Origin of the sequence: Halomonas binhaiensis (genome assembly GCF_008329985.2) — a bacterium.
Taxonomy (GTDB): domain Bacteria; phylum Pseudomonadota; class Gammaproteobacteria; order Pseudomonadales; family Halomonadaceae; genus Halomonas; species Halomonas binhaiensis.
Map to the genome: position 1 here is coordinate 58,063 of NZ_CP038437.2, position 25,456 is coordinate 83,518.

General features: G+C 58.3%; 30 protein-coding genes, 3 tRNA genes and 2 pseudogenes. 16 read left to right on the forward strand and 19 right to left on the reverse strand.

All coding sequences use genetic code 11. The features are described 5' to 3' along the window. Nucleotides 1-59 precede the first annotated feature (59 nt). Both E4T21_RS00285 and E4T21_RS00290 read left to right on the forward strand, forming a co-directional pair. The gene (locus tag E4T21_RS00285) at nucleotides 60-986 is read left to right on the forward strand and encodes a LysR family transcriptional regulator (protein WP_149282469.1); all 927 of its coding nucleotides are present in this window, start codon (nucleotides 60-62) and stop codon (nucleotides 984-986) included. Nucleotides 987-1,272: 286 nt separating this feature from the next. Further along, complete coding sequence (locus tag E4T21_RS00290) at nucleotides 1,273-1,962, forward strand: hypothetical protein (RefSeq protein ID WP_187775066.1); 690 nt, start codon at nucleotides 1,273-1,275, stop codon at nucleotides 1,960-1,962. 163 nt (nucleotides 1,963-2,125) lie between these two features. On the opposite strand, the gene hisC is transcribed toward E4T21_RS00290, so the two are convergent. After that, nucleotides 2,126-3,184: a histidinol-phosphate transaminase gene (gene hisC / locus E4T21_RS00295; RefSeq protein ID WP_149282471.1), complete on the reverse strand. Its 1,059-nt coding sequence runs from the start codon at nucleotides 3,182-3,184 to the stop codon at nucleotides 2,126-2,128. A 181-nt stretch (nucleotides 3,185-3,365) separates the two neighbouring features. Here hisC and E4T21_RS00300 point away from each other — a divergent pair, with 181 nt between their 5' ends. The 5 genes and pseudogenes from E4T21_RS00300 to mnmH all read left to right on the forward strand — a co-directional run bounded on the left by E4T21_RS00300 (nucleotide 3,366) and on the right by mnmH (nucleotide 8,480). Continuing rightward, entirely contained in the window at nucleotides 3,366-4,262 is an 897-nt protein-coding gene (locus E4T21_RS00300) for an AEC family transporter (RefSeq protein ID WP_149282473.1), read from the forward strand. Between the two features lie 100 nt (nucleotides 4,263-4,362). After that, the gene (locus tag E4T21_RS00305; RefSeq protein WP_149282475.1) at nucleotides 4,363-4,815 is read left to right on the forward strand and encodes a copper resistance protein NlpE N-terminal domain-containing protein; all 453 of its coding nucleotides are present in this window, start codon (nucleotides 4,363-4,365) and stop codon (nucleotides 4,813-4,815) included. A gap of 111 nt (nucleotides 4,816-4,926) precedes the next feature. Continuing rightward, nucleotides 4,927-6,196 (forward strand): annotated as a pseudogene (locus E4T21_RS00310) (DNA repair protein RadA). Nucleotides 6,197-6,354: 158 nt separating this feature from the next. After that, complete coding sequence (selD, locus tag E4T21_RS00315; RefSeq protein WP_149282477.1) at nucleotides 6,355-7,392, forward strand: selenide, water dikinase SelD; 1,038 nt, start codon at nucleotides 6,355-6,357, stop codon at nucleotides 7,390-7,392. Beyond that, entirely contained in the window at nucleotides 7,389-8,480 is a 1,092-nt protein-coding gene (mnmH, locus tag E4T21_RS00320; protein WP_149282479.1) for a tRNA 2-selenouridine(34) synthase MnmH, read from the forward strand. Before selD ends, mnmH begins: the two co-directional genes overlap by 4 nt. A gap of 77 nt (nucleotides 8,481-8,557) precedes the next feature. On the opposite strand, the gene E4T21_RS00325 is transcribed toward mnmH, so the two are convergent. Beyond that, complete coding sequence (locus tag E4T21_RS00325; RefSeq protein ID WP_149282481.1) at nucleotides 8,558-9,241, reverse strand: type 1 glutamine amidotransferase; 684 nt, start codon at nucleotides 9,239-9,241, stop codon at nucleotides 8,558-8,560. A gap of 48 nt (nucleotides 9,242-9,289) precedes the next feature. Here E4T21_RS00325 and E4T21_RS00330 point away from each other — a divergent pair, with 48 nt between their 5' ends. Together E4T21_RS00330 and E4T21_RS00335 are read left to right on the forward strand one after the other, a co-directional pair. After that, the gene (locus E4T21_RS00330) at nucleotides 9,290-9,583 is read left to right on the forward strand and encodes an MGMT family protein (protein WP_149282483.1); all 294 of its coding nucleotides are present in this window, start codon (nucleotides 9,290-9,292) and stop codon (nucleotides 9,581-9,583) included. Between the two features lie 39 nt (nucleotides 9,584-9,622). Next, nucleotides 9,623-10,163: pseudogene (locus E4T21_RS00335) on the forward strand (YjaG family protein). Between the two features lie 20 nt (nucleotides 10,164-10,183). Here the strand turns inward: E4T21_RS00335 and E4T21_RS00340 are convergent. From E4T21_RS00340 to hisB, 5 genes are all read right to left on the reverse strand, one after another. Continuing rightward, nucleotides 10,184-10,693, reverse strand: a complete 510-nt coding sequence (locus E4T21_RS00340) for a hypothetical protein (protein WP_149282485.1) — start codon at nucleotides 10,691-10,693, stop codon at nucleotides 10,184-10,186. A gap of 81 nt (nucleotides 10,694-10,774) precedes the next feature. Continuing rightward, nucleotides 10,775-11,548: an imidazole glycerol phosphate synthase subunit HisF gene (hisF, locus tag E4T21_RS00345; RefSeq protein ID WP_149282487.1), complete on the reverse strand. Its 774-nt coding sequence runs from the start codon at nucleotides 11,546-11,548 to the stop codon at nucleotides 10,775-10,777. A 23-nt stretch (nucleotides 11,549-11,571) separates the two neighbouring features. After that, nucleotides 11,572-12,312, reverse strand: coding sequence for a 1-(5-phosphoribosyl)-5-[(5-phosphoribosylamino)methylideneamino]imidazole-4-carboxamide isomerase (hisA, locus tag E4T21_RS00350; RefSeq protein WP_149282489.1), 741 nt, complete (start codon nucleotides 12,310-12,312; stop codon nucleotides 11,572-11,574). Nucleotides 12,313-12,403: 91 nt separating this feature from the next. Then, on the reverse strand, nucleotides 12,404-13,045 hold the full coding sequence (gene hisH / locus E4T21_RS00355; RefSeq protein ID WP_149282491.1) for an imidazole glycerol phosphate synthase subunit HisH: 642 nt from the start codon (nucleotides 13,043-13,045) through the stop codon (nucleotides 12,404-12,406). A 15-nt stretch (nucleotides 13,046-13,060) separates the two neighbouring features. Continuing rightward, nucleotides 13,061-13,654, reverse strand: coding sequence for an imidazoleglycerol-phosphate dehydratase HisB (gene hisB / locus E4T21_RS00360; RefSeq protein ID WP_149282493.1), 594 nt, complete (start codon nucleotides 13,652-13,654; stop codon nucleotides 13,061-13,063). A 151-nt stretch (nucleotides 13,655-13,805) separates the two neighbouring features. On the opposite strand from hisB, the gene E4T21_RS00365 reads away from it, so the two are divergent. The 7 genes from E4T21_RS00365 to E4T21_RS00395 all read left to right on the forward strand — a co-directional run bounded on the left by E4T21_RS00365 (nucleotide 13,806) and on the right by E4T21_RS00395 (nucleotide 18,627). Then, nucleotides 13,806-14,255, forward strand: a complete 450-nt coding sequence (locus E4T21_RS00365) for an acetyl-CoA sensor PanZ family protein (RefSeq protein WP_149282495.1) — start codon at nucleotides 13,806-13,808, stop codon at nucleotides 14,253-14,255. Then, on the forward strand, nucleotides 14,252-16,636 hold the full coding sequence (locus E4T21_RS00370; RefSeq protein WP_149282497.1) for an AsmA family protein: 2,385 nt from the start codon (nucleotides 14,252-14,254) through the stop codon (nucleotides 16,634-16,636). The genes E4T21_RS00365 and E4T21_RS00370 overlap by 4 nt, the downstream gene beginning before the upstream one ends. Nucleotides 16,637-16,728: 92 nt before the next feature. Next, nucleotides 16,729-17,847 carry an A/G-specific adenine glycosylase gene (gene mutY / locus E4T21_RS00375; RefSeq protein ID WP_149282499.1) on the forward strand — a complete coding sequence of 373 codons (1,119 nt, stop codon included), beginning with the start codon at nucleotides 16,729-16,731 and terminating at the stop codon, nucleotides 17,845-17,847. Between the two features lie 117 nt (nucleotides 17,848-17,964). Beyond that, nucleotides 17,965-18,237 (forward strand): oxidative damage protection protein, encoded by a 273-nt coding sequence (locus tag E4T21_RS00380; RefSeq protein ID WP_149282501.1) that lies wholly within the window; start codon nucleotides 17,965-17,967, stop codon nucleotides 18,235-18,237. Between the two features lie 93 nt (nucleotides 18,238-18,330). Continuing rightward, nucleotides 18,331-18,406: transfer RNA gene (locus tag E4T21_RS00385), tRNA-Phe, on the forward strand. Nucleotides 18,407-18,413: 7 nt separating this feature from the next. Beyond that, nucleotides 18,414-18,488, forward strand: a tRNA-Gln gene (locus E4T21_RS00390). A 63-nt stretch (nucleotides 18,489-18,551) separates the two neighbouring features. After that, nucleotides 18,552-18,627 (forward strand) — tRNA-Thr (locus tag E4T21_RS00395). A gap of 410 nt (nucleotides 18,628-19,037) precedes the next feature. Here the strand turns inward: E4T21_RS00395 and E4T21_RS21390 are convergent. The 12 genes from E4T21_RS21390 to E4T21_RS00455 form a co-directional block, all read right to left on the reverse strand. After that, on the reverse strand, nucleotides 19,038-20,204 hold the full coding sequence (locus tag E4T21_RS21390) for a site-specific integrase (RefSeq protein WP_149282503.1): 1,167 nt from the start codon (nucleotides 20,202-20,204) through the stop codon (nucleotides 19,038-19,040). Continuing rightward, complete coding sequence (locus tag E4T21_RS00405) at nucleotides 20,201-20,416, reverse strand: DUF4224 domain-containing protein (protein ID WP_149282505.1); 216 nt, start codon at nucleotides 20,414-20,416, stop codon at nucleotides 20,201-20,203. The genes E4T21_RS21390 and E4T21_RS00405 overlap by 4 nt, the downstream gene beginning before the upstream one ends. Continuing rightward, complete coding sequence (locus E4T21_RS00410; RefSeq protein ID WP_149282507.1) at nucleotides 20,413-20,649, reverse strand: hypothetical protein; 237 nt, start codon at nucleotides 20,647-20,649, stop codon at nucleotides 20,413-20,415. The genes E4T21_RS00405 and E4T21_RS00410 overlap by 4 nt, the downstream gene beginning before the upstream one ends. Further along, nucleotides 20,642-20,863 carry a TraR/DksA C4-type zinc finger protein gene (locus E4T21_RS21520; protein ID WP_149282509.1) on the reverse strand — a complete coding sequence of 74 codons (222 nt, stop codon included), beginning with the start codon at nucleotides 20,861-20,863 and terminating at the stop codon, nucleotides 20,642-20,644. The genes E4T21_RS00410 and E4T21_RS21520 overlap by 8 nt, the downstream gene beginning before the upstream one ends. Then, nucleotides 20,856-21,077: a hypothetical protein gene (locus tag E4T21_RS00420; RefSeq protein ID WP_149282511.1), complete on the reverse strand. Its 222-nt coding sequence runs from the start codon at nucleotides 21,075-21,077 to the stop codon at nucleotides 20,856-20,858. The genes E4T21_RS21520 and E4T21_RS00420 overlap by 8 nt, the downstream gene beginning before the upstream one ends. Further along, nucleotides 21,070-21,285 carry a hypothetical protein gene (locus E4T21_RS00425; RefSeq protein ID WP_149282513.1) on the reverse strand — a complete coding sequence of 72 codons (216 nt, stop codon included), beginning with the start codon at nucleotides 21,283-21,285 and terminating at the stop codon, nucleotides 21,070-21,072. Before E4T21_RS00425 ends, E4T21_RS00420 begins: the two co-directional genes overlap by 8 nt. A gap of 23 nt (nucleotides 21,286-21,308) precedes the next feature. Next, the gene (locus tag E4T21_RS00430) at nucleotides 21,309-23,543 is read right to left on the reverse strand and encodes a replication endonuclease (RefSeq protein ID WP_187775067.1); all 2,235 of its coding nucleotides are present in this window, start codon (nucleotides 23,541-23,543) and stop codon (nucleotides 21,309-21,311) included. 83 nt (nucleotides 23,544-23,626) lie between these two features. Beyond that, nucleotides 23,627-24,049 (reverse strand): hypothetical protein, encoded by a 423-nt coding sequence (locus tag E4T21_RS00435; protein ID WP_149282517.1) that lies wholly within the window; start codon nucleotides 24,047-24,049, stop codon nucleotides 23,627-23,629. A gap of 49 nt (nucleotides 24,050-24,098) precedes the next feature. After that, a complete protein-coding gene (locus E4T21_RS00440; RefSeq protein ID WP_149282519.1) occupies nucleotides 24,099-24,491 on the reverse strand; it encodes a hypothetical protein in 393 nt (130 codons plus the stop codon). 23 nt (nucleotides 24,492-24,514) lie between these two features. Beyond that, the gene (locus tag E4T21_RS00445) at nucleotides 24,515-24,754 is read right to left on the reverse strand and encodes an ogr/Delta-like zinc finger family protein (protein WP_149282521.1); all 240 of its coding nucleotides are present in this window, start codon (nucleotides 24,752-24,754) and stop codon (nucleotides 24,515-24,517) included. Beyond that, complete coding sequence (locus E4T21_RS00450) at nucleotides 24,751-24,945, reverse strand: hypothetical protein (RefSeq protein WP_149282523.1); 195 nt, start codon at nucleotides 24,943-24,945, stop codon at nucleotides 24,751-24,753. The genes E4T21_RS00445 and E4T21_RS00450 overlap by 4 nt, the downstream gene beginning before the upstream one ends. A gap of 36 nt (nucleotides 24,946-24,981) precedes the next feature. Beyond that, nucleotides 24,982-25,185, reverse strand: coding sequence for a hypothetical protein (locus tag E4T21_RS00455; RefSeq protein ID WP_149282525.1), 204 nt, complete (start codon nucleotides 25,183-25,185; stop codon nucleotides 24,982-24,984). Nucleotides 25,186-25,456: the final 271 nt, after the last annotated feature.

A 25,456-nucleotide genomic window follows, 5' to 3' on the forward strand; every position in this document is an offset into this window, starting at 1 on the left:
ATAATATGGATGATAGGTTTCCTTTCTCGACTTCATGAGCGATCCCACAAGGTGTCCTTATGCGTTATACCCTGCGTCAGCTTGAAGTCTTCGTAGCTATCGCCCAGCACGAAAACGTGTCTCAGGCAGCACGAGCGCTATCTCTTTCGCAGTCTGCTGCCAGTACTGCCCTGGCTGAGCTGGAGCGGCAGTTCGACTGCCAGTTGCTAGATCGCATTGGCAAGCGACTCAAGCTCAATGCTTTGGGGTTCCAGCTGTTGCCCAAGGCCGTGGCTCTGCTTGACCGGGCCGAGGAAGTGGAAGAGCTGCTGCGAGGCCAGCAGGGCATCGGGAATCTTGAGGTTGGAGCGACGTTGACCATAGGCAACTACCTGGCGACGTTGCTGATCAGTGATTTCATGCAGCAGCATCCAGGTAGCCGAGTACGCCTGGAAGTGCGTAACACCAGAGCCATCATCGATCGCGTTCGTCATCACCAGTTGGACCTAGGGCTAATCGAAGGCCAGTGCGAAGAAGATGACGTGATTGCGCAACCATGGGTAGAGGACGACCTGGTGGTGTTCTGCGCTCCCAATCATCCGCTGGCTGGTCAAGGACCCATCGAGCTGGACCGACTGCTGCGAGAGGCGTGGATCATGCGCGAAGAAGGGTCTGGCACACGCATGACCCTTGAGCAGGCGGCTCGCCATCGTCGAGGCCGCTTCAATACTCTGCTGGAGCTGGAGCATACAGAGGGCATCAAGCGAGCAGTGGAGTCCGGATTAGGTATTGGCTGTGTTTCACGCCTGGCACTGCGTGATGCCTTTCGGCGCGGCAGCCTGGTGCCGATTCCCACGCCAGAGCTGGATTTGTGCCGACAGTTCACCTTTATCTGGCATCGCCATAAGTACCTCACTGCCGGTATGCGTGAATTTCTGCGCCAATGTCGGCAGATGACGGAAGGCGTACGCCGGAGCGATGAAATCGACCTACCTCAGATGCCATAGGCCATGTACTTGAAAGCATGTCATGAAAACATGTCGTTGACTGGGTAGTGTTTGAAAGCACAAGAGTGGCATTAATTGCTTGAAAACAAGAAGTTTTGTTGGACATTGATAGCAATTGGCGACACCAGCGTCGCCTTCGTGGCACAGTGACGACACCTACCTCCTTTGCGGTAGCATAGCCCTTCCGTAACCGAGGATCTTAGTCATGCGCCAGTTTTTCTTTCCGCGCGCACCCTTGCCCCGTAGGGTTTTGCTGTTTTGCCATTTTTTGCTGCAGCTCAGCACGATGGCTGCAGGCCTGTACTGGCTGCTGCCGCGCACTCCCTGGATGAGCGAGATGAGCTGGGCTGATGCCTGGCCTCCGTTGGCGATAGGTGCGGGGGTGATGTTTCTTGCCATGGTGGGTATCCGCCTGGTGGCGGAGTTGTGGATGTTGCCGTACTACCTGGCTGACTCCCGCCAGGGCTTCTCGCCTGCCGACGTTGTGACCCGCTCCTATGAGCGCCGTCCTGCGGTACACAACACCGAGCAGAGTTGGACCGCGCCATCGCGCATCATCGAAGATGATGGTGCCTGTGTCAGCGATGCCCGTGTCACTCGTCCGGCCGAGTCGCTAGTCAGCCGACGTGATAAGGAGCCTGAGCTCGACCTGAACAAGGCAGCAGAAACCATCGCCGAAGATGGTCCAGGCACGCCACGTGGCCCCGATACCAATGGTGGTCCGGGCGCTAAAGGCGACCTCAATGCCAGCGGCGGCCCAGGCGCTAAAGGCGGCCCCAATGCCAGTGGCGGCCCGAGTGCTAAAGGTGGCCCCAATGCCAGCGGTGGCCCGGGTGCTAAAGGTGGCCCCAATGCCAGCGGTGTTCCAGGCGCTAAAGGCCCTAATGCCAACGCTGGTCCAGGTGCCAAAGGTGGTCCTGGCGTCAAGAGTGGTCCAGGTGCCAGGCGTGGCCCGCGTCAGGAGCCTAGCTTGTAACCATGCATGCCCAGGATATGTTATCCAGGGCATGCATCAGCAGAGCGACACTCGCCGAACAGTACTTCGTCAGCATAGCCGCACCAGCATAACCACAGAGTCGCTTCGGCGGCTCTTTTCTATGCCTGTTTCTATGCCTGTTCCTATTCTTGGTTGACTGTTATCAGCGGCACAGTTCCGACAGCACTTCGATCAGGCTATCCATTTCATCGTCAGTACCGATGGTAATGCGTAGCCAGTCGCGTAGTGTCGCCGTGTTGAAGTGGCGCACCAGGACACCACGCTCCCGTAGACCGAGAAAGAGCTGGGCGGCATCCTGTTCAGGATGCGAGGCAAGCACGAAGTTGGTCTGGGAGGGTAGGACCTTGAAGCCGAGCTTGCTCAATTGCTGGGAAGTGCGCTCGCGGGTGGTGATGACGGCCTGCTGGGTGGCTTCGAAGTGGTCGACATCTTCCAGGGCAGCGATGCCGATGGCGCTGGCCAGGGCATCTACCGGATAGGAGTTGAAGGAATCCTTCACCCGGGTCAGGCCTTCGACCAGCTCTGGTGATCCCACGGCATAACCCAGGCGCATGCCGGCCAGGCTGCGCGACTTGGAGAAGGTACCGGTGACCAGCAGGTTGGGGTACTTGTCCACCAAGGGCACTGCGCTTTCGCCACCAAAGTCCACATACGCCTCATCGACCAGCACGACTCGGTCCTGAACTTTCTGCAACAGGGCCTCGATGGCAGCACGGCCATGGCCGTGGCCGGTCGGTGCATTGGGGTTGGCGAAGATGATGCCCCCATTGTCGGAAGCTGCGAGGGCATCCAAGTCCACGCGCCATTCATCGTCCAGCGGGAAGGACTGACTTTCGATCGCGTACATGCGGCAGTACACCGGATAAAAGCTGTACGAAATATCCGGCATGGCCAATGGCTTGTCCTGGCGGAAAAAGGCCTGGAACGCGAGGGCCAGCACTTCATCCGAACCATTGCCGACGAAGACATGGGCGACGTCTGTACCAAGTGCCTTGGCCAGTGCTGCACGTAGAGCATTGGACGTCGGGTCCGGGTAGCGGCGCAGATGGTCGGCAGAAAATTCACGCAGCACCTTCTCCACGCCAGGAGCGGGAGGGTAAGGATTTTCGTTGGTATTCAGCTTGATCAACCGCTCCCGGGGCTGCTCGCCGGGTATGTAAGGCGTCAGCTCCCGCACGGCGGGGCTCCACAATTGGCTCATGGGTACTCGCTTGGCAGGAAGTTAAAGAGGGGTAAGCACGGGCCTAGGGAAATGCTGAGTAATATGCAGTGTTTCCCTAACACTTTGGTCATGGTGACCCGAGAGCCCGCACCACGCAAGAGGTATGCATGATACGCTGAACGGCACTGTTTTGTTCGCAGACTAATATCCAAGGGACTACATGACTGCCAGCATTCTCGCGACTCTGCTTCCGGTATTTCTGATATCCGGAGCAGGAACTCTGTATGGACGCTTCCGTTCGCCTGATATTCGAGTACTGAACACGCTGAACATGGAACTATTCGTTCCGATGCTGGCTTTCGTGGTGCTGGCCGACCGCCAGGCCCCCTTGGCGGAGTATACCGGCCTGGCGATTTCCGGGGTGATCGTGGTGCTGGGGTCGGGGCTTGTGGTGTGGCCGGTGGTCAAGCTGCTCAAGCTGGAACCGAAGACCTTCATTCCGCCGATGATGTTCAACAATTCCGGCAACATGGGAATTCCACTGCTGATCCTGGCGTTTGGTGATAAGGCATTGCCGGCCGCTGTGGTGCTGTTCATTGTCGAGATGCTGCTGCATTTTTCTGTGGGTTTGTACATGCTTAGCCCCCATACCCCTCTGTGGCGCTTGCTGCGTATGCCCATCGTGCTGGCCAGTATCGCGGGGCTGGTGTGCAACTTGAGTGGCGTTGAGTTGCCCAGCTGGCTACTCGAGGCCCTGCACATGCTGGGTGGGGTATGTGTGCCGTTACTGCTGTTTGCCTTGGGGGTGCGCATGCTGGAGATTGATTTCAGTGACTGGCGCAGCGGGCTGCTGGGCGCGGTGTTATGCCCGCTATCGGGCTTGGTGCTGGCCTGGCCATTGATTGTGCTGTTCGAGCTCAGTGGCTTGCAGGCTGCATCGTTATGGGTGTTTGCAGCACTGCCTCCTGCCGTTCTCAACTACCTGGTTTCGGAGCAGTATCGCCAGGAGCCACACAAGGTGGCATCTCTGGTGCTGATTGGTAATCTAGGCAGCTTGGTGGTGATGCCTATCGTTCTGGGGCTGGTCTTTACTCATGTCATGCCTCCTGCAGGATAAGCAAAGGGGGTGGGCGAGGACGTCCTGGGAGGTTATGCTGTCGACCAGGAGACCGTCATCACGACACGGTTCCATATGCTCAAAGGTTAGGAGGACTCATATGCGACTCAGGACATTGCTGGTTGGATCGGCCATGCTTGCCCTTTTGGCCGGTTGTGCCAGCAGCGGTTCCGATGACACGGAATCCAAGGACGCCATGCAGGCGCAAACAGCGACTTACCAAGGTACTCTGCCGTGCCGTAACTGCGATGGCATCGACCTGACCGTCGACCTGAAGGGTACAGAGGCGAGCGCTCCGACAGAGCGTACCTTTGACCTGACTGCCTCCTATCGCAACCATCCCCAGAATCCTGCGGATGAGACTTACAACGGTAACTGGGAAGTGCTGAGTGGCACAGCCGACGACCCCAGCGCGACCGTCTATGAACTGACCCCGAATGGCGAAGGTCAGACTTACTATTTCATGCGTGTAGATCCGCGCACGCTGGAACTGATCGACCCCGACCGTCGTCGCTTCCAGAACAACAGCATGTTGCAACTGACCCGCAAGTGATCGCGAGTCCTGTTGCCATGAGGGGCGGCCTACAAGGCCGCCCCTTGCTGTTTCTGGCAGATGTTCTGCAACTGCGTATTTCTTTTGTGATGCCGAGTGAGCACAGGGATCATGGCCAAGTCCAAGAGCGCCTTCGTTTGCACTGAATGCGGTGCTGAATATCGAAAGTGGCAGGGGCAATGCTCCAGCTGCATGGAGTGGAATACCCTCAGTGAGGTGCGCCTGTCGCCTCCTGGGCGCGGTGGCTCCAGTGCCTCTGCGACGCGTAGCGGCTACAGTGGCAATCTATCCCGTGAAGTTGTGGATCTGGCCAATGTGGATCTCTCCGAGGTGCCTCGCCTGTCATCCACTTTCGCTGAGTTCGATCGTGTGCTGGGTGGCGGCTTGGTGCCTGGATCGGCGGTGCTGCTCGGTGGCCATCCTGGCGCAGGCAAGTCGACCTTGCTGTTGCAGACTGCCTGCAAGCTGGCCCAGCAATGCAATGTGTTGTACGTGACCGGTGAGGAATCGTTGTCTCAGGTGGCCATGCGCGCTCATCGGCTGCAACTGCCGACTCAGGGGCTCAAGATGCTGGCAGAGACCAGTGTCGAGACGATTCTGGCAGTGGCAGAGCGGGAGCGTCCGGAAATCCTGGTCATTGACTCGATCCAGACGATGCATCTGGAAGATATTTCTTCTGCACCGGGAGGCGTGGCCCAGGTGCGCGAATCGGCTGCGGTCCTGACCCGCTTCGCCAAGCAGAGCAATACTGTGTTGCTGCTGGTGGTGCTGGTCAATGCTTGAGCACATGATTGATGCATCACTGTTGCTGGATCTCGCCATGCTGGAACATGGTATGAAGGAAGTGAAGAACCCCAGCGCCATCTTCCTTTCCCGTCAGCAGGAGCAGGCACCTGGCAGCGTAGTGATGGTGGTCTGGGAAGGTACGCGCCCAATCCTGGTCGAGGTCCAGGCACTGCTGGATGAATCGGCCATGGGCAATCCGCGCCGAGTGGCGGTCGGCCTGGATGGTAACCGTCTGTCCATGCTGTTGGCGGTGCTCCATCGCCATGGCGGCCTGTTTACCGGCGATCAGGATGTCTTCCTCAATGTTGTCGGCGGGGTCAAGGTACTCGAAACCAGTGCTGATCTGGCGGTGCTGGTGGCCGTGGTTTCCAGTTTACAGACCCGAGCCCTGCCGCGTGAACTGGTGGTATTTGGCGAAGTGGGGCTGTCTGGAGAAATCCGTCCGGTACCCAGCGGCCAGGAGAGAATCGTCGAGGCCGCCAAGCACGGTTTCACCAAGGCCATCGTGCCGCGTGGCAATGTGCCCAAGACCATTCCTCCTGGAATGGAGGTCGTGGCGGTGGACAAGTTGTCCGAGGCCCTGGAAGTCCTGTAGCTCCCGATCGGTTGTAGCTCCTGATCGGTGTGCCAGATAGGCAGTACCTGATAGGAGGAAGAGGAAGGTTCCCGGGGAGTGACCGTGGCACGCCCGCTCTGGTGTAGAATGGCGGCAATATTCGCTTGTCTAGCGCTTTCAGTTTTCAGGAGATTGCAATGAGCGCCATCCGCTTGACCCAGTACAGTCACGGCGCCGGCTGTGGCTGCAAGATCGCCCCCGACGTGCTTGACGGTATCCTGGCCCAGGCTGGCCCCGGTGCGGGCCATGCGCAGATGATCGTGGGTAACCAGGGGCGAGAGGACGCCGCGGTGTTCGATCTTGGTGATGGGCGCGGAATGATTGCCACCACTGACTTCTTCATGCCCATCGTCGATGATCCCTTCGATTTTGGGCGTATCGCCGCTACCAATGCCATCAGTGATGTCTACGCAATGGGTGGGACACCGGTCATGGCATTGGGCATTCTTGGCTGGCCGCTGGACAAGCTAAGTGCAGAGATTGCCGGCGATGTGATGGCGGGCGCCCAGGCGGTGTGTCGTGAACTGGGCTTGGCCCTGGCAGGGGGGCACTCCATTGATTCTCCGGAACCTATCTTTGGCCTGTCAGTGAATGGTCTGGTCGATCTTCAGCATCTCAAGCTCAACAAAGGCGCTCAGATTGGCGACCTGCTGTATCTGACCAAGCCGCTGGGTGTCGGGCTGCTGACGACGGCAGAGAAGCGCGGTCTGCTGGAGAATGGCCATCAGAACCTGGCGCGGGAAACCATGCTGAAGTCCAATCGCATAGGGGCTGAGCTGGCCCGGATCAAGGGCGTGAATGCGATGACCGATGTCACGGGATTCGGTCTGGCTGGACATCTTTCCGAGGTGTGTGCTGCCAGCGGTGTCGCGGCGAGGATTGATTTCCGTCGCCTACCGCGCCTGGCTGAAGCGGAGAGCTATCGCCGCCAGGGAGCGGTACCTGGCGGCACTGGGCGTAATCGCACAGCCCTCGGCGCGGCCTTGCCTGATATGGATGAGGCCCATTGGCAGTGGCTGTGTGATCCACAGACTTCCGGTGGTCTGCTTATCACGGTGCATCCTTCCTGGCAGGACGATGTCGAGCGTGTTGGTCGTGATCATGGCATTGAGCTTGTGCCTTTCGGTGAGATCATCAAGGCCAAGGGTGAGGCGCTGATCGAGGTGCTCGGATGAAGCTGCCGCTGGTTCCAGCTGATCTGGACCTGCTGCGTGAAGGGCGCACCTTGATTGATGTGCGTGCGCCAGTGGAATTTGCCCAGGGCAGCCTGCCTGGCGCAGTCAACCTGCCACTGATGGACAATGAGGAACGGCGTCTTGTCGGTATTGCCTACAAGGAACATGGTCAGGATGCTGCTATTGCGCTGGGGAATCAGCTGGTCGCCGGGGCCATCAAGGAAGCGCGTGTCGAGGCCTGGCGAAGCCAGCTGGAGAAGACGCCGGACGCCATCATCTACTGCTTCCGTGGCGGTCTGCGCTCTCAGATTTCTCAGCAGTGGCTGCATGAGGCCGGCATCCTGCGCCCGCGTATCGAAGGGGGCTGGAAGGCCATGCGCCAAGGCCTGCTCGAGCGGGTCGATGCCGCGGCCGGACAGCCATTGCTGGTGGTAGGTGGCTTGACTGGCTGTGCCAAGACCGCTCTGGTACAGGCACTTGACGAAGGTCTGGACCTGGAAGGTTGCGCCCGCCACAAGGGCTCTGCTTTTGGCCGCCATCCGCTGATTGCACCCTCCCAGATCGACTTCGAGCATGCCATGGGGCTGCGGCTATTGTCGCTGTCTGGCCCGCTGGTTGTGGAGGATGAATCACGCCATATCGGGACAGCCAATATTCCGCTGGAGTTCTGGCATAGCATGGAAGCTGCACCGCGGGTGCGGGTGGAAATGCCGCTGGACTGGCGCCTGCGCCAGATCCACAAGGACTATATCGATGATCTGTGGGCTATCTATCGCCAGCAGTTCGGCGAGTGGCTGGGCTGGGCGCTGATGCGCAAGCAGCTATCATCCGCCCTGGGGCGCTTGAAGAAACGGCTTGGCAGTGCTCGGCTGGCGCGTTTCCAGCGGCTACAGCAACTGGCCTTCCGTGAGCATGAACGAGGCAATCGCCAGGCCCATGAAGCCTGGCTGGCGCCATTGCTGACGGAATATTACGATCCCATGTACCGTTACCAGCTGGAGAAACATGCTGAGCAGCATTTTCTCCACGTAGGGGACTGGGACAGCTGTCTTGACGCTGCTCGGCAGTGGTGTGAGGAAAACCGCTAGGCCAACCTCAAGGCATCAGGTGGATTTTTCTCGACTGCCCCGGGAGCAGATTGAGCTCGGGGCATGCTGTGTCTGGGTCAGTGGGCATTGTCCAGCCACTGGGTCAGTACTCTATCGAGAAGGGAGGCCTGATCGTTCAGGATCCTGGTTTCGGCGAGTATCGCGCCTGGTGACTGCACCGCGCTACTGGTGTCATGCCCTTCTGGCAGGGGCGTGTTATCCAGGTACTCGCTGAGACTGCTGCCATGCAGATGCAACAGGCAGCACAGACCAACCACCCGTCCCGCATCCCAGGAGTAGCCCAGCACTGGGCTGGATTCGCTACCTCCCAGTGGCAGTGCATCATCGGGCAGGCCGAAAACCTGGCGGTGCCAGAGCAGGGTAGTGAAGTCATCAGGCAGGTCGAAGGGACTGTCATCGGCCAGGTGAATCTTGTACCAGCCCGCTTCGGCTCGGCTACCGTTACCTACTGGCGCACCCAGTGCCGCGGCGATCCGCAGAGCACCGGTGCCGAGTCCCAGCAATGGCTTTTGTCCGTCGAGCATCTGGTCGATCAGCTTGTTTTCGGCGCGTGACCACGGCTGTTCCTGGCTGTTTTCATGGTCGTCGAGAATGATCAGCGCATCGCAGTCGGCTGGCCTTGGTGGCAGCTCGCCATCGTAAAGGTGGAAGATAGTGAAACTGTGGCCCATGCTTGTCAGCCAGTCGGCAATACGTGCGGGGCCCTGGTGTGGTTGATGCTGCAGCAGATGAAAATGCATATTGGCCTCGCGTGAATAAGCAAATCAGACATCAGTGTTAATGGTCACATGAATCCTTTGGTTCGAGAACAGATTCTCACTATCATCGCTTCGATTCCTGAAGGGCGAGTTACCAGTTATGGGCGCATTGCCAAGATGACCGATGGCGCCACTGCGCGTATGGTTGCCAGGGCGTTGCGTGATCTGCCTTCGGGGCACGAGTTGCCATGGTTTCGCGTGGTGACTTCCTCACGCAAGCTGGCTGACCATAGTGGTGCCGATGAACAGCGTCGTCGCTTGATCGATGAAGGTATCGCCTTCGATGTGCGCGGACGAATCTCCGTTGAGCGTTTCTGGCCATGAGCGCTGGGAACGTACAGGTAAAAAAGGAACTGAAACTGCATGGCTAAGCTTGGTTTCCACCAGCGTCTTGTGGGGCTTTCTCTACCCCAGCAGCAGGCTTTCATGGCTGCTTTGACCGAGCGTCTGTTACCCAACTATGCGCTCTATGCCGAGACTACAGGGCATGGGGATCTCTCCGGCATACGTGCGGTTCTCGATCTGGTGTGGGAACAGCTGGCGGTGAAGAACGCCAAGATCGATTTCGATAAGCAGGCGGAGAAGCTCGCCGAGCTGGAGCCTCCAGTACAGGATGACAGCTTTGGGCGATGCAGATCGGCCATCCTTGACACGAGTGGCGAGGCTTCTGGAGGTCAAGTCCAAGGCTGGAGTACGAGCATTCATCGAGCTGACCGAAGGCGAGGAAGATGCCCAGGTGCTTTCACAGTTGCTTAAGGAGCATCCGCTAATGGAAGACGAAAACGACTTCCAGGATGCCGTCCTGGAAGAGGTTGAAGGGGCGATCGACAAAGAGGCGCTCAAATCTCTGCGTAAGCTGGGGCGTAACAATGGTGTCAGCAACCTTGGGTTATCCCTCGATTGATTCTGACCGAAATTTCATGGTTAAAAGCTCATGCCGCCGGTGAGCATCAACCCTGCTGAGCCGAACAGGATCAAGTCCGACTCTACACGACCCCACTGCACACCGATGCTGGGCAGTATCGCTGGAGCGATGCCGGAGTGGTTGAAAGGAATTTTATCGCGATACTCATCCTTGTAGCCGCGTAACAGACCGCCAGTCAGCTTGCCTCGGACCAGAGTGTTGTTGCTAGGCTGCCAGAAGGGAAACTCGCGACCGGCATACCAGTACCAGGTGGGCTGATCATAGGAGTTCTTGAACCACCCGGCCCCCGCCAGCCAGTGCTGAGGATTGTGGAGCTCGATGCTGATCAGTCTCTGGTGATTGTTGTGATCTGGATCCGGATCATAATGTTGAGTATAGAGACTAGTCTGTACCAGTACGTGATCCAGTTCCATGCGTATTGGCTGGTCTTGCTTTTGAGCCATTGCCCCGGTTGGGGCAAGCAGCAATGCCGATAGCAGGATAGCGACGATCCTTGTCGATGTTGGCATGAAGGTTCCATATATCAGAAACCGGAGGGCCCCCTCCGGTTGGGTCGAACATGCCAATAAAGTGCGAGACATCTCTCGAGCTTACAGGCGCATGGTAATGCCTTTATCGGCCATGTAGCGCTTGGCTTCAGGGATCGTGTGTTCGGCGAAATGGAAGATGCTCGCGGCCAGCACGGCATCGGCATGGCCTTCGATAACGCCTTCCACCAGATGGTCGAGGTTGCCGACACCACCCGAGGCGATCACTGGCACCGGAACCGCATCGCTGATGGCGCGGGTGACGCCAAGGTCGAAGCCGGCCTTGGTGCCGTCACGATCCATGCTGGTCAGCAGCAGTTCTCCGGCGCCGTAATCCACCATCTTGCGTGCCCATTCCACCGCATCCAGCCCCGTCGGGCGACGGCCACCGTGGGTGAAGATTTCCCAGCGTGGTGTCTCGCCTTCGGCACTGACTTTCTTGGCATCGATGGCGACAACGATGCACTGGCTGCCGAAGCGCTCGGCAGCTTCACGTACGAACTCGGGGTTGGTCACGGCAGCGGTATTGATGGATACCTTGTCGGCGCCAGCGTTGAGCATGGTACGGATATCATCGCAGGTGCGAATACCGCCACCCACGGTCAGTGGGATGAAGACCTCACCGGCGATGCGCTCGACCATTTCTACCGTTGTGGCACGGTCTTCGTGGCTTGCCGTGATGTCGAGAAAAGTGATCTCGTCGGCGCCCTGCTGGTTGTAGCGCTGGGCGATCTCCACCGGATCGCCGGCGTCACGGATGCCGACGAAGTTGACGCCCTTGACGACGCGCCCAGCGTCCACGTCCAGGCAAGGGATGATGCGTTTGGAGAGAGCCATGATCGTTGCCCTTGTATGTAACTTCAGCCGGCAGTCAGCTCATCGCACAGACGCTGGCCTTCGGCCACGTCCAGGCTGCCTTCGTAAATGGCGCGGCCGGTGATGGCGCCGAGAATACCTGGCTCGCCAGCAGCGATCAGAGCGCGCAGGTCATCCAGGTTGGTGACACCTCCGGAAGCGATGACGGGCAGACCGCCTTCGCGAGCCAACTGTGCCGTGGCTTCCACGTTGACGCCATTCATCATGCCATCACGGGAAATATCGGTGTATACGATGCTGGACACGCCATCATTGGCGAAGCGCTTGGCCAGATCCACCGCCAGAACCTCGGAGACCTCGGCCCAGCCGTCAGTGGCGACACGGCCGTCCTTGGCATCCAGGCCAACGATTACATGGCCGGGGAACAAGCGGCACATCTCGCCGACGAATTCCGGTTCCTTGACGGCCTTGGTGCCGATGATGACCTGGCTTACCCCGGCATTCAGGTAATGCTCGATGGTCTCGGCACTACGGATGCCGCCTCCAATCTGGATGGGTAGATCCGGATAGCGGCGGGCAATGGCAGTGACTGCCTCGCCATTGACCGGGCGGCCTTCGAAAGCGCCATTGAGATCGACCAGATGGAGGCGGCGAGCACCAGCGTCGACCCAGCGTGCGGCCATGGCCACAGGGTCATCGCCGTAGGTGGTGGCATCATCCATGCGGCCTTGCTTGAGACGCACACATTTGCCGTCCTTGAGATCGATGGCGGGGATTACCAGCATGTCGTGTCCTCGGAGCACCATTCGGCGGTGCTATTCAGGTGTCATTGTTTAGATGTCATTGTGTATTGGCCGCGATGCGGTGGAAATGTCGTCAAGGTTGCCACCGCACGAAATTCTCGAGCAGGCGCAGGCCCGCGCGGGCGCTTTTTTCTGGATGGAACTGCACGGCAAAGGTGGCGTCCCGGCCAATGGCGACGTGGGCACTGACATCGCCATAATCGCAGGTGCCGAATACCTGGGCGGCATGCTCGGCGACGACATAGTAGCTATGCACGAAATAGAAGTTCTCGTCCTGCTCGATGCCAGCCCACAACGGGTGGTCCAGCGGCTGATGGACCTGGTTCCAGCCCATGTGCGGCACCTTGAGGCGGTTGCCATCGACGTCATTCATGTCGGCGGGGAAGCGCTTGACCTGTCCGGGCAGAAAGCCCAGGCAATCAACGCCGCCATTCTCGTCGCTACGATCCATCAACATCTGTTGGCCGACACAGATGCCAAGCAGTGGCTTGGATTGTTCGGCAAGCAGTTCCTGCACCAGGCCTTGCAGTTCAGTACGCTCCAGCTCGCCCATGCAGTCGCGGATGGCACCCTGGCCAGGCAGCACCAGACGGGTAGCGCCATGAATCGAACGGGCATCGCGAGTCACTAGAACATTTTCATGGGTGACATGTTCCAGCGCCTTGGCAACGGAGTGCAGATTGCCCATTCCGTAGTCGATAACGGCAATGGTCATGGGATGCTCCTTATTTTACAAACTACCCTTGGTAGAGGGCATCTGACCCGCCATGCGCGGATCCTGGGCGGCGGCCATGCGCAGAGCCCGACCGAAGGCCTTGAAGATAGTTTCGGCCTGGTGGTGAGCATTAAAGCCTTTTAGGTTGTCGATATGCAGTGTAACCCGCGCATGGTTGACGAAGCCCTGGAAGAACTCCCAGAACAGCTGCGTATCCATGCAGCCGATGTTGGCGCGAGTGAATTCGACATCCATGAACAGGCCAGCGCGCCCGGAGAAATCGATCACGACGCGTGACAGGGCTTCATCCAGCGGCACATAGGCATGGCCGTAACGATAGATGCCACGCTTGTCGCCGATGGCCTTGTCGAAGGCCTGGCCCAGGGTGATGCCGAGATCCTCGACAGTATGGTGGTCATCGATATGCAGGTCGCCATTGACCTGCATATCCAGATCGATCATACCGTGTCGGGCGACCTGGTCCAGCATGTGGTCGAGAAAGGGAACCCCGCTCTCACCGCTCAACTGGCCTTTGCCGTCGAGATTGATGGTAACAGTGATCTGGGTTTCCTTGGTGTCACGGCTGACCGTGGCGATACGCTCGGACATGTCGTCTCCTGCGCCAGGGCGCATATCGAGAATGGGGTTGCTGTGCAACGCAACACAAGGCAGACATTATAGTGAATCGCTTACCCCATCCGCTACAATACGCCCACTCTTGCGGCAGTTCATGTCGCTTCCCGGCCAATGGAGACTGCTTATGCCGGTGACTCTTTATCGCGTCGATCAGCCCGTCTGGGACGCTGAAGAGCAAGTGCGCATCGACCTGACGCGCATTTATGCCGATGCTCCTGAAAATCGTATCCAGTTATCCCCAGGGGCCTATGTCACCCAGCACCTGGCCAGGGGCTTCTTCTTGGCTGCCCGCTTCAACGATCGCCTGCTGGGCGCCGTTGCCGTATATGTGGATGGCGATGCCTGGCGTCTATCCGATCTTTGCGTGCGCAAGACCACCCGTCGCCGCGGTGTGGGCTCTCGACTGATGGCATTGATCAGCGCCGAAGCTGGCGGCAAGGGAATGCGCCTGAGAGTGGATTCAGCGCAGCTGGAGGTGGCCGATCAGGTGCTGCTGCAGCGTATGGGATACCACCTTACGCGAACGGGTGACTATTTTGAGCTCGTTTTGCCCACAGGAGACAGTGGCCGATGAAACGTTTGTTGAGAACCTTGCTGGCGGTAGTCGGTGTACTCGCTCTGGTGGCGGTTGGGGCCGTGGTCTATGTCTCCACTTTCTTCGACCTCAATGATCTCAAGCCACGGCTGGTCGAACTGGTTGAAGAGCACTCCGGCCTGGAACTGGAACTGGATGGGCCGCTGAACTGGTCATTTTATCCACGCTTGGGAGTCAGTGTTTCCCAAGCTGAAGCCTGGTTGCCGCAGCAGCCTGATCAGGCTGCCCCCTTTGCGGCTATCGACCATGCATCTGTCAGTCTGGCATTTGCCCCGTTGTTGAAAGGTGTGGTCGCGGTTGATGGCCTGACTCTGGATGGCCTGAGCCTCAATCTCAAGCGCGATGAACAGGGCAATGGCAACTGGGAAACGCTGCTTGAGCGCCTGGAAGGAAAGGGCGAGGGCGCCGAAAAGGCACTGGCCCCCGCCAGCGCCGGCCCTAGCTTTTCCAGTGGCAGATTCTCGGTGGCGCTCAACATTGCCAGTGTGGATGTGTTGAACGGAACCCTGCGGCTGGCCGATGCCAAGACCGGGCGTGACTGGCTGGCCGAAGACCTCAAGGTAAATGGCACCAACGTCAATCCGACGTCGGCTTTCCCTGTCACATCATCTTTTGTGCTCAAGTCATTTGATCAGGGGGCGAAGGGGCAGCAACAAGAAGGGCAGCAGGAAGGCCAAAAGCAGGGGGAGCAAGAGAATGGCAGCCCCCTACTGGAAAGCAGTGTCAAGCTGACTGGCCAGGTTGCCCTTGGCCTGGTGGACAAGCGTTATGCGCTGACGGACTTTTCCTTGCAGACCGATACCCTTCTGGAGGGGGACAGTGCCAGCCAGAAGGCGACCCTGGTCGGCAACAAGCTGGTGCTGGATCTGAACCAGCAGCGCTTGCTGCTGCGCGGCGGTGTGCTTGATGGTTCTGTGCTCGATCCGCGCCTGGGGGAAAAGCCGGTCGATCTCTCCCTGGCCTTCCAGCTGGAGTCCGACCTTGCCGAGGACACAGCGCAATTGCGTGACATGGCGTTGACCGGCCCGGATGGCCTGTCCCTGCGAGGTAATCTCAACGTTGCCGACCTGACCGGTGAACCGAGCTACGATGGTCAGCTGCGCCTGGCTCCCATGTCGTTGCGTCCCTGGTTGACGCGGATGAATGCGCTACCTGACATGGCAAGTTCCGACGCCTTGTCGGAAGTGGCCCTGACCAGCCCTGTGAAGGGCAGCGTGGATGAGATGACTCTCAAGGGCCTGACGCTGGTTCTGGACGATCAGACGTTCAGCGGTAACCTGGCAGCGCGCTTCGATGGTGGCAGCCTGAGTGTCGACCTGGAAGGCGAGGGCCTGGACCTCGACAGCTACTTGCCTCCGGCGGATGAATCCCAGGGCGAAGCGACGGCAAGTATTCCAGGCATTTCTGCCGCCATTGCCCAGGATGAGACGAGCGCGATTCTTCCGGCTGAATGGTTGGCGAAGGTTGAAGAAGACGTGGACCTTGCGCTTGGGAAACTGATTCTCGGTGGGCAGACATACGAGGATGTCATTCTCAAGACCCAGGGCAAGGATGGAAAGCATCGCCTTACCCAGTTCGATGCGGACTTTCATGAAGGCAAGCTACAGGCGACGGGGGAGCTGGACGCCACGGACAAACCACTGAAGTGGAAGCTGGTGCCCAAGGTTCAGGGCGTCCGCCTAGCGCCGTTGCTGGTCTCGCTGGGGGAGGATCCGGCTCCCTTGGCAGGTCGGCTTGATGCCGAGGGTGAATTTACTTCGCGTGGCAATGCATCGCATGAGCTGGTGCGTCATTTGAATGGCACCCTGAAAACGCAGATCAAGGAAGGCAGCATTCCGCGGGCTAATATTTCCCGCCAGCTGTGCTCCGCAGTGGCCAGCCTGGAAGGCGAGTCCACCACTCGAGAGTGGAGTGAGAACACTCGCTTCGAGGACATCAGTGCCACCTTCGATATTCGTGACGGCGTCGCGCACAACGAAGATCTGTTGATCACACTGCCGGGCATTGAAATGAGTGGCCAGGGTCAGCTGGATCTCGGTTCCAGGGTGTTTGAGGCCACAGGCGCAGGGCACTTTGTGGATACCGCCGATGCGGCCTGCAGTGTCAATCCTCGTCTGACCAAGCTGGAGTTCCCGGTGCGCTGCGAGGGCACTCTGGGTACGGACAGCAATGAATGGTGCTCCTTCGACACCGATGCTTTCCGTCATAACCTCGGCCGCCTGGCTGGGGACGAAGCCAAGGGCGAGGCTCAGGAGAAGCTTGAAGAGCGCCTTGATAAAGAGCTGGAAAAACTCGATGAACGTATTGGCGATGATGCCAGCAAGGAACTTCGTGACGCAGTACGTGGTCTATTCAATTGAGCACCAAGCAAGCCAGTCCCTGCGCCGACAGCCATGTCGGCGCTTTTTTTCGTGCGTGCTGAACACTGCGCGAGGATAAGTGCAGGTCCCCTATGACAAATATTTCTTCCGTGAATGATGGCTCCGGTGCTGCTTTGCCGGTGCTCGACCGTGACACCTTTGCCAAGCGCCTGCTGGATTGGTTCGATGTACATGGCCGCCATGACCTGCCCTGGCAGCAGCAACGCACGCCCTACCGGGTCTGGGTATCGGAAATCATGCTGCAGCAGACCCAGGTGGCCACCGTGATTCCCTATTTCGAGCGCTTCATGGAGCGCTTCCCCGATGTGTCATCTCTGGCCCAGGCCAGCCAGGACGAAGTGCTGCACCTGTGGACCGGGCTTGGGTACTACGCGCGGGGGCGAAATCTGCACAAGGCAGCTCAGGTCGTAGTGGCCGAGCATGCGGGAAAGTTTCCTGTGGATAGCCTTGACGCCATGGCGGCACTGCCAGGCATCGGACGCTCAACGGCTGGAGCCATCATCGCTCAGAGCACCGGCCAGCGTGCGGTGATCCTGGATGGTAACGTCAAGCGCGTCTTGACTCGTCTGCACGCCCAGCAAGGCTGGCCTGGCCGACCAGCAGTGGAACGTGGGCTCTGGCAGTTGGCCGAACACTATACGCCTGCCGAACGAGTCGTGGATTTCACCCAGGCGATGATGGACCTGGGGGCAACCCTATGTCGCCGCGGCAAGCCGGACTGCGAGCGTTGTCCTTTTGCTGATGTGTGCATTGCCCATGCCCGAGGGGAAGAGAAACGCTTCCCCGGGTCCAAGCCGAAAAAAAGCATCCCGGTGCGTACTACTCGGATGCTGGTGCTGAGTGATTCCCAAGGACGCATTCTGCTTGAGCAACGCCCGGCAGAGGGACTGTGGGGAGGCTTGTGGATCCTTCCGCAATTCGACTCGGATGCCGAGATTGACACCTGGCTGGCCCAGCATGCCCCGGGAGCCCTACGCTCAGCAGCGTGGGCGTCCTTTACCCATGTGTTCAGTCATTTTCGCCTGGAGATCACCCCAGTGCCCGCGCAGGTGGAGCAACTGAACAGCGTGGCCGAGACTCGCATGTGGTACGACCCCGAAGCCCCGGCTGCCATCGGCCTGGCTGCACCGGTGAAGAAACTACTGGGTTCGCTGGCGCCTTTCACCCTGAGCCAGCCGCCTTCGGCATGAATGGCAGGGGCGTGAGCGGGAGGAAGAGAGCGTCGCTCACTGATATCCTGCTCCCCAAACTGTATATCTCCATATCACGCATTCTGAATTGCCCTGTCTATATATGAGGAGCCACCCATGAGCCAGACGGTTTTCTGCCGCAAGTACCAACAGGAGCTCGACGCCCTGCCGTTTCCACCGCTGCCCGGCAAGAAAGGCCAGGAGATACAAGCGACGGTTTCCCAGAAGGCCTGGCAGGAGTGGCAGGCACTGCAGACTCGCCTGATCAACGAGAAGCACCTCAATATGCTCGATCCTGCCGCCCGGGAATATCTGATGGAGCAGATGGAACGCTTCCTCGACAATCAGGAAACTGACCAGGCTGAGGGCTATGTACCTCGCGATCAGTAATGAAGGATGTCTTTCACCCCATCGCCATCTTTTTGAAAGGAAAGGGGTTGACGGAAAGAACCGCTTAGGGTTTAATACGCGGCGTTGGCAAGGGGCCAGATAGCTCAGTCGGTAGAGCAGGGGATTGAAAATCCCCGTGTCGGCGGTTCGATTCCGTCTCTGGCCACCAACTTTGCTGGGGTATCGCCAAGTGGTAAGGCACCGGTTTTTGGTATCGGCATTCGGAGGTTCGAATCCTCCTACCCCAGCCACGCCAACCCTATTTTAGGGTGCTGGGAAGCAGTACCATCAGCAAGTGTTAGGTGCGTTCAAGAGCCGACATAGCTCAGTTGGTAGAGCAACTGACTTGTAATCAGTAGGTCCCGGGTTCGACTCCTGGTGTCGGCACCATACTGAAAGCCCTTTAGTTTCAATCGCTTGCTGAATATCAAAAACCGCCTTCTAGGCGGTTTTTTTGTGCGTGCGTAACAGTTGTGCGTAACACTCATACCTTTTTCTGTTCTTCCTAGAGCCCTATGTCGAAGTGCTTCTACTTCGTTCAAACATCTCCAGGATCTTCACTATCCCCAAGACACTCGATGATTGTATGTCCTTGAATGTACTCCATGAGTTCCGCAAAGGCGCCGGGGCATAAGTCTCTTTCCTTTCTTCAGTCCAAAAGTCCAGGTCAATGAGCTGTATGTTGTCAGGATCGTCAGGATCGCAGAGACACACTCTCACACATGAATCAGATACATTGGACGTGTTGAGGACTATCCAAGTGTCTTCAATTTCGGAAGGGACAAAGTCGAAGGAATGAGTCAACGGTTATCACCTGGGTGCGAAACAAATGGAATGCTTAGATCGTATACGTCTAGCATAGCTGCGGAACGGTGACCGCTGGCTTCCTGTTTGTCATGTCGGGTGCCCTGGGTGTCAGTAATACCTCGGCGCTTGAGGTCGTGCAGGCCAAACCTTTCCTCTTTGCTGATTACCTCTTCCTCGATAGCCATCTTGATCAGCCGTTGCCAAGCGGTGTCGAGACTCGACTTGCGCAACTCGCCGCCATCGGCAGCAATGATTAACAGTCGACGTTCAGGTAGTGTGGGAATGGCTGTACTTCGAGCGCTCCAGATCCTTGAACGAAGGTCAGTGGCGGCCTGCCATGCAGCACGTAGGCGCGGATACCAGCGCACGATATTGTCGCGGCTACCCTTGCGCCGATTGGTCATCACGCCCTCAGTGATGGCATTGGCATCGGTCAAGGTGACAATCTCGATGCCGCGTAGTCGGCAGATGTATGCCAGTTCCATGACGATCCACAGATAGGGTGCGCAGGCACCTTTTTCGCCGCGGCTACGCTGGCCACGCTCTCGAGCAAAGGCAGTCAGCCGTTCAATGGTGTCGAGCTCCGGCAGGCGGCGTAGGCGACGCTCCTTGGCCGACTCCACGCCCTGGGCGGGGTTGCTGTCGCAATAGCCACGATTGATGCCCCACCGAAACAGTCTGCGCAGGTAGCGCAGTAAGTGGTTTGCCTTGGCTGGAGTGCCCTCGGCAGCGATCTTGTCGACGATGCGTTGGACCAGGGCCGGTTTGAAATGACGGGTGGCTAGGTCACCCAGGGGCTTGCCCAGCTTGGTCGGCATGTTCAGCGCCAGATCACGACAGTAGTCGTAGTCCTTGCGCGTCTTGACCTCGAGGTTCTTGTACTGAGCCGACTGATGGAACTGGTCCGCTAAATATCGAAGTGTCTCCCGATCGATGCCCTGTCTTTGCTCCATGATTCGATGGAGCTCCGAGAGCGTAGCCTGGGCATCGGCGATATTGCTACGACGCTGACGCCCAGCACCGTCTCGGGAAAGCGCGTACCAGCGGCCTCTCCCTCGGGGGTCAAAATAGACCCCCTTGGGTAACCGTGATTGGTCGATGTGCTTGGGAATGGTATCGCTCTGGCGGCGTCGAGTACCTTCCAGTTTCTTGCCGGTCATATGATCTGCCTTGCGTCCAGGTCATCATCATTGGCGTTCTGAATGAGTCCTCCGGCCTGGTTGATCAGGTCGATGGTGGTCCAGGGTCCGGAGCGCCCATTGAACACCCTCACGCCCTGTTCGCGCAGGCAGCGGGCGACGTCGCCGGGACGCTGGTAGCCGGTAATCTGCTTTAGGTCCTCACAGGACAGCACAGTCTGCTGGCTGATCATGTCAGTGGCCCCTTCTCCAGTTGCTTGAGTGCCTTGCGTGCAGCCGTAGCGAAGACCTTGCGGTGGCTGACCTTCTCGACGCAAGTGGCATCGAGGCGGATCAGGGCAGCTGCACAGATCTCGAGGGTGTACGCTGGGCCTTCACGCTGGAGCATCAGCGTCAGGCTGACACAGGCGTCCTGGGCACTGGTATGAACCAAGCTGCTGATACGCTCACGTTTGGCATCATGCATGTCGATACCTCCCGGCATTCTTTTCGCGGATACCCTGGCACTCAATACAAGTGGTCGCCCAGGGCGCGGCCTGGCGACGAGCGGCAGGGATCTCGCACCCGCACTCTTCACATTCATCATTTGCTGCCATGGTGTCTGGTAGGCGGCACGTGGCCATGGCACGTTCCATGCGGCGTTCCATCAGGTCGCTGGCAATGTCGGCGATATCAGCCATTGGCGAGTTCCTTCTCAGGGATAGCGGGGTGGTAAGCGATTCGATAGCCACGGCTCCACAGGGGAAACCACAGCAGCCAGGCAACTGCAGAACGCACAGGTCGGCCCGCACGACGCGAGGCAAAACGCTGCATGGCCAAGCTCTGGCTGGTGGCAGTGCTGTAGGGATCGACCCGGCCTTGCGGGTCGAACACCATGAAGAAGCGATCATTCATGGATGCGCTCCTGGATAGCCTGGCTATCCCGATAGGCACAGCGGTGCTCCTCAAGGGCAGTGCGCAGCGCTTCTTCGCTGTCGAAGGCAATGACCATGGCGTAGCGGTGACGGACCTGGCCGTTGTCCTCGGACAGGACGGCCAGCTCTCCAGCATCCTGCAGAATGCCGTGAGGAACAGATTGGTTAACGTGGTGTTGTGTATGCATGTTCTTCTCCCTGTCGTATTGGCTCAGCACAGCTCTGGCGGGAAGTACTCTTCCTGCCCAGGCATTGGGGCTGGAATGGATTGACCACGCTCAGCGAGAACTCGCCGTGCAGTCGGGTCGTTTTGAATGAGCCGCTGTGTTGCAGCCCGGACATATCGCGCTTCGATATCGGCGCTCTCTATCTCCGCGCGGGTAACTTCGCTTTCTCGCCACTCCTGGAACCGCTTGAGCTGGTCGGCGAGGATCTCTGGAGGCGGGGTTCGGGGGGTAATATCGACCCCCGTACAGTTATTGACACAAGTCCAAGCGTCGCCGGCTTCGCCGACTCCGAAACGACCCATAGCATTCTGCTTGCGTGAACGAATCTCCCAGCGAAACAGGCGTGTGAGGTACTCAGAGGCATCGCCTCTACCATCCTTCACCACCAGGCCAACGGTGGATTTGATGGCTTCGCCATAGCGGCCACGTTTTTCGATACCGGTGATGACCTCGCCAGTGGCGTGACTGAATGGATCTCGATTGGGGTCCATCCGAGTGACGACCCAAGGCTTGATCGGTTGGTCTTTCCTTGGTGTGTTGGGGCCGCCCATCAGGCGTAGAAAGAGATCCCACTGACCTGCATTGGCAGCCTTGCGGATTTCATGGAGGCACCTGGCTGCCCGGGGGATTGGACGGGTAGCTTCTTCCCACAAACGCAGTTGCTCGGACTGCTGTTCCGTCAAACGGCGGATTTCCCGCCACACTGTGACGGATGGCAGCCCTACAAATTGGAACTGGCGAATCCCCCATACAGCCGCCCAGGCTTCGATACGTGGCGCACTGGAGGCCATCTCCTGGCCGTAGTTGTCGGCCTCCATGAACTGCTGGCCGTTGATGTTCTTGCTGATGTACTTGGCCACATAGCCAGCTGCTGTTCCTCGGCTGTAATCGATCTTGACGGCCTTGAAACGGGCAGAAGACTTGTTGCCCCAACGGTCATACAGCTCTTCGGGTGACTCGGACTCGGCATACTCTCGCAGGACCTCGACCACCCGAGGCTCATCCTCTGGTTTCATCCACAGCAACAGGTGCCAATGCGGTGTTCCATCGTGATGAGGCTCCACGACTCGAATGCCATAGACAGCCAGGCCTTCACGGGCCAGCTTGGCGCGAGCCTTGGCCCATACTTTCTGCAAGTGCTGTTGAGCTTCCCGCGGGGTACTGCCGTCATACTTATTGTTGCGGCGGCAGTTCCTGGCATGTACAGGGTGGAAGCGCGATGGAGCAGTGATAGTGAAGAACATGCCAAGGTGGCCAAGTCGCTGCGCCTCGGCTTCGGTATCCCGAATGCGGAGCATCAACTCGGCACGACGATGATCAGCGTTGGCCAGGCCCAGCTCGGCGAGCTCGGCCAAAGTGTATGTCTGGCCATCCTGGTTGATGGCTTCCAGGGTCTCGAGCAAAGCACGGTTACGGATCTTCTGCTGGCTACGGCGAGCCAAAGTCATGTTGCTGCAATAGATACCCGCACGCTTATGTACGCGGTGGGCATCACGTTGCACCTGCTCAAGGCGGCGACCGCAGATTCGGCGCAACTGACGACGCCACCACAATGAACATGACAAACGAGCCAGCTGTCGTTCGCTACTCCAGCTCAGAGGGGGTGGCACGATGCTATGCAAACGAGCACGTTTTCTGGCCTGACCAAGGGCCATCTCTGTGGCCACACTCAGGCTCATAGGTGGCAGATAATTGAAGTGGAATACCGCCATCAACGGTACGCACAAGGGTGGTGGTGTCAGAGGGTTACGTGAATCGGCAACGTGTTCGCGATACTGACGTGCCCTCTCAGATAACGGCCCTGACAGTTCACAAGGCGGCACCGGTACTGGCAGCAGACCATTACGCCGCCGCCGGTTGTAGTCAGCGATATTGCCAATGATGCTGTCGCGCTCTTGCTCAATTGCCCTGGTTTGGGCTTCCGCATAGGAAACAAGCGCATCATCATCATGAGTGGCTGTGAATGAGCCCACTTTCAGGCGCTTCTCAATGTCGATCAGCCAATCGTTGGCTGCCCGAATGCCCTCGATAGAATTGTTCTCACGAGCTCGGATCGCTGCAGCACCTTTCATGAGGTCATCAGCGATGGGAGCAAAACGCTGAAAGATATGGCCTGGCTCAACCAAGTCTTTGGCATGACGACGCAGCCAATGGTTGCCTGCTGCATTACCGTGGCGACGGGCAATGTGCACAAAGCCTGAAGCAAGGTCTTCTGCCAAGCTTGGGAGCGGGGTCCAAAAATTGGCCTCACGCCACTTGTGACATTCGTGGTTTCCGAACTGAAGGGAGGTTTCCAGCGCTGTCATGCTATGCCTCTCTCGATGATAGAGAGCCAGTGCATAGCGGCCTCGGTATCACCTGCGGCAAGCGCCTCACGTGCATGGCTGGCAAGTTCACGGCTGGGATGTTGATGCTCCCCATGAAGTCGATCACGAAGCTGTGAGGAGTAACGGCTCATGCGATGAATGGACGCACGGATGGCATCACGGTCAGCCTTGCTCATGTCTTCAATGACCCGACGAGGGTCACGTTGAAGATGGTGAAAGTTGGCACTGGCCATCAAGGTGCGCCGCTCCGGATGGGAGAGGTCATGCCACAGCTCTGCCAAGTCCTTGTCGGCCTGGCGATCTCTCAACTCAGCACACAGCTTTCCCCAATCCCCGCGGTCAGCTTGTACGGCGGAACTCTGGTGAGATGTGGGCAATGGATGGACGGTTGCAGCCATGGTGATGACCTCCGGTACTCGATCGATCTGATACGGGAATAGGCAGTGGTCAGTGCTCTATGACGACCGGGCGTCGGGACTCGCGGTCCACCACTTTTGCTTCACCTCCATCACGAGCACGGTTCAGCAACCGCAGTAGCTCAGTCACTGTGAATGCCACAGGGCGTCCGCCTTCTGTGCGAAGCACTACTAGGTGGGAGGTCGTGGAATTGATGTCGACTCGAGCTACCTGGTTCAAGCTCTCGATATCGGCATACGCCTGAAGCGCCGTGATCTCGGCAACGTGTTCTGGCATGTCATGGTTGACCATCAGGTGCTCGATGCAGTTGGTCAAGGCTGATACACGGTTCGTCCCGCGCAGACGGAATAGTTCGGCAGTAGCGAGATTATGCGGGTCGAGCTGTGGAGCTCGGGTAGCAGAAAAAGGCACGACTGTGCTCATGGGATGTCTCCTGTAACGGGGATTCAGCTGGACTGAAGCTGATCGAGCAGCACTTGGCGGCTGCGAGGCTCGAGGGCAATGGCTACTTCGGGATTGGGGCATCGGCTGGGACTGGTGGTGAGTACCACTTCGACCTGCAATTTGCCGGCCCACCCACAATCCGGGTTGATGCACTGGGCATACGCTTCGATGAACACCGGGACCGGCCGACGGCTGGAGCGGGTGATAGTGCGTGACTGGCAATGTGGGCAGGTGATCCTCACCGGCTACCTCCTCGATTGTTGACGGGATACAGCGCTCTCCCTCGTCCAGTGAGGCTGCTACTTCCTCGGCGAATGCGGCGTCGAATCAGGAATTCAGCGGCTTGCTCCCGAGTTTCCAGACCACAGCGCTGGCAAACCTCGTCGAGAATGGCTGCCATCCTGTCGTCGACTGGTATGGGTTGCTCAGGCATGCGCACCTCTTTTGCACGGTGGATTCGCCCCTTCATTCAGGAAGCACGAGCCGCCATAGTTGGCTTTACGTCATCAAGGTCGATGCCCAGAACTTCCATGGCTTCCTTGATGATCATGGTTCGCATGACCTCTGCCTTGGATACGCCCATGTAGTTGGCATGAGCAGCGACGATATCGGCCTCGTACTGGTCGAGGTACACGGTGACTTTCTGTCGAACACGTTTTGGGTCCGGGTACATGACGGTGTTCCTTTGCGGATTAGGCAATTGCAGGTGTTTGGCTGTTAGCCTCTACACCCCGCAGATAGAACAGGCGGAAAGTCGCGGACATAGTGCGGCCTTCATTTTTCGCCAACTGCTCGAGCTGTTGTCTCTCGCTCTCAGTGAGCAGTGCTGTGACTGGACGGGAGCATCCACTAGGTGAACGGTTAACAGGCGCAGGAGTATTCACGGAGGTGTTCATGCGGTAATGTTCCTTTCAACTGTTATGAACAGTTGCAATCGTGCAGGA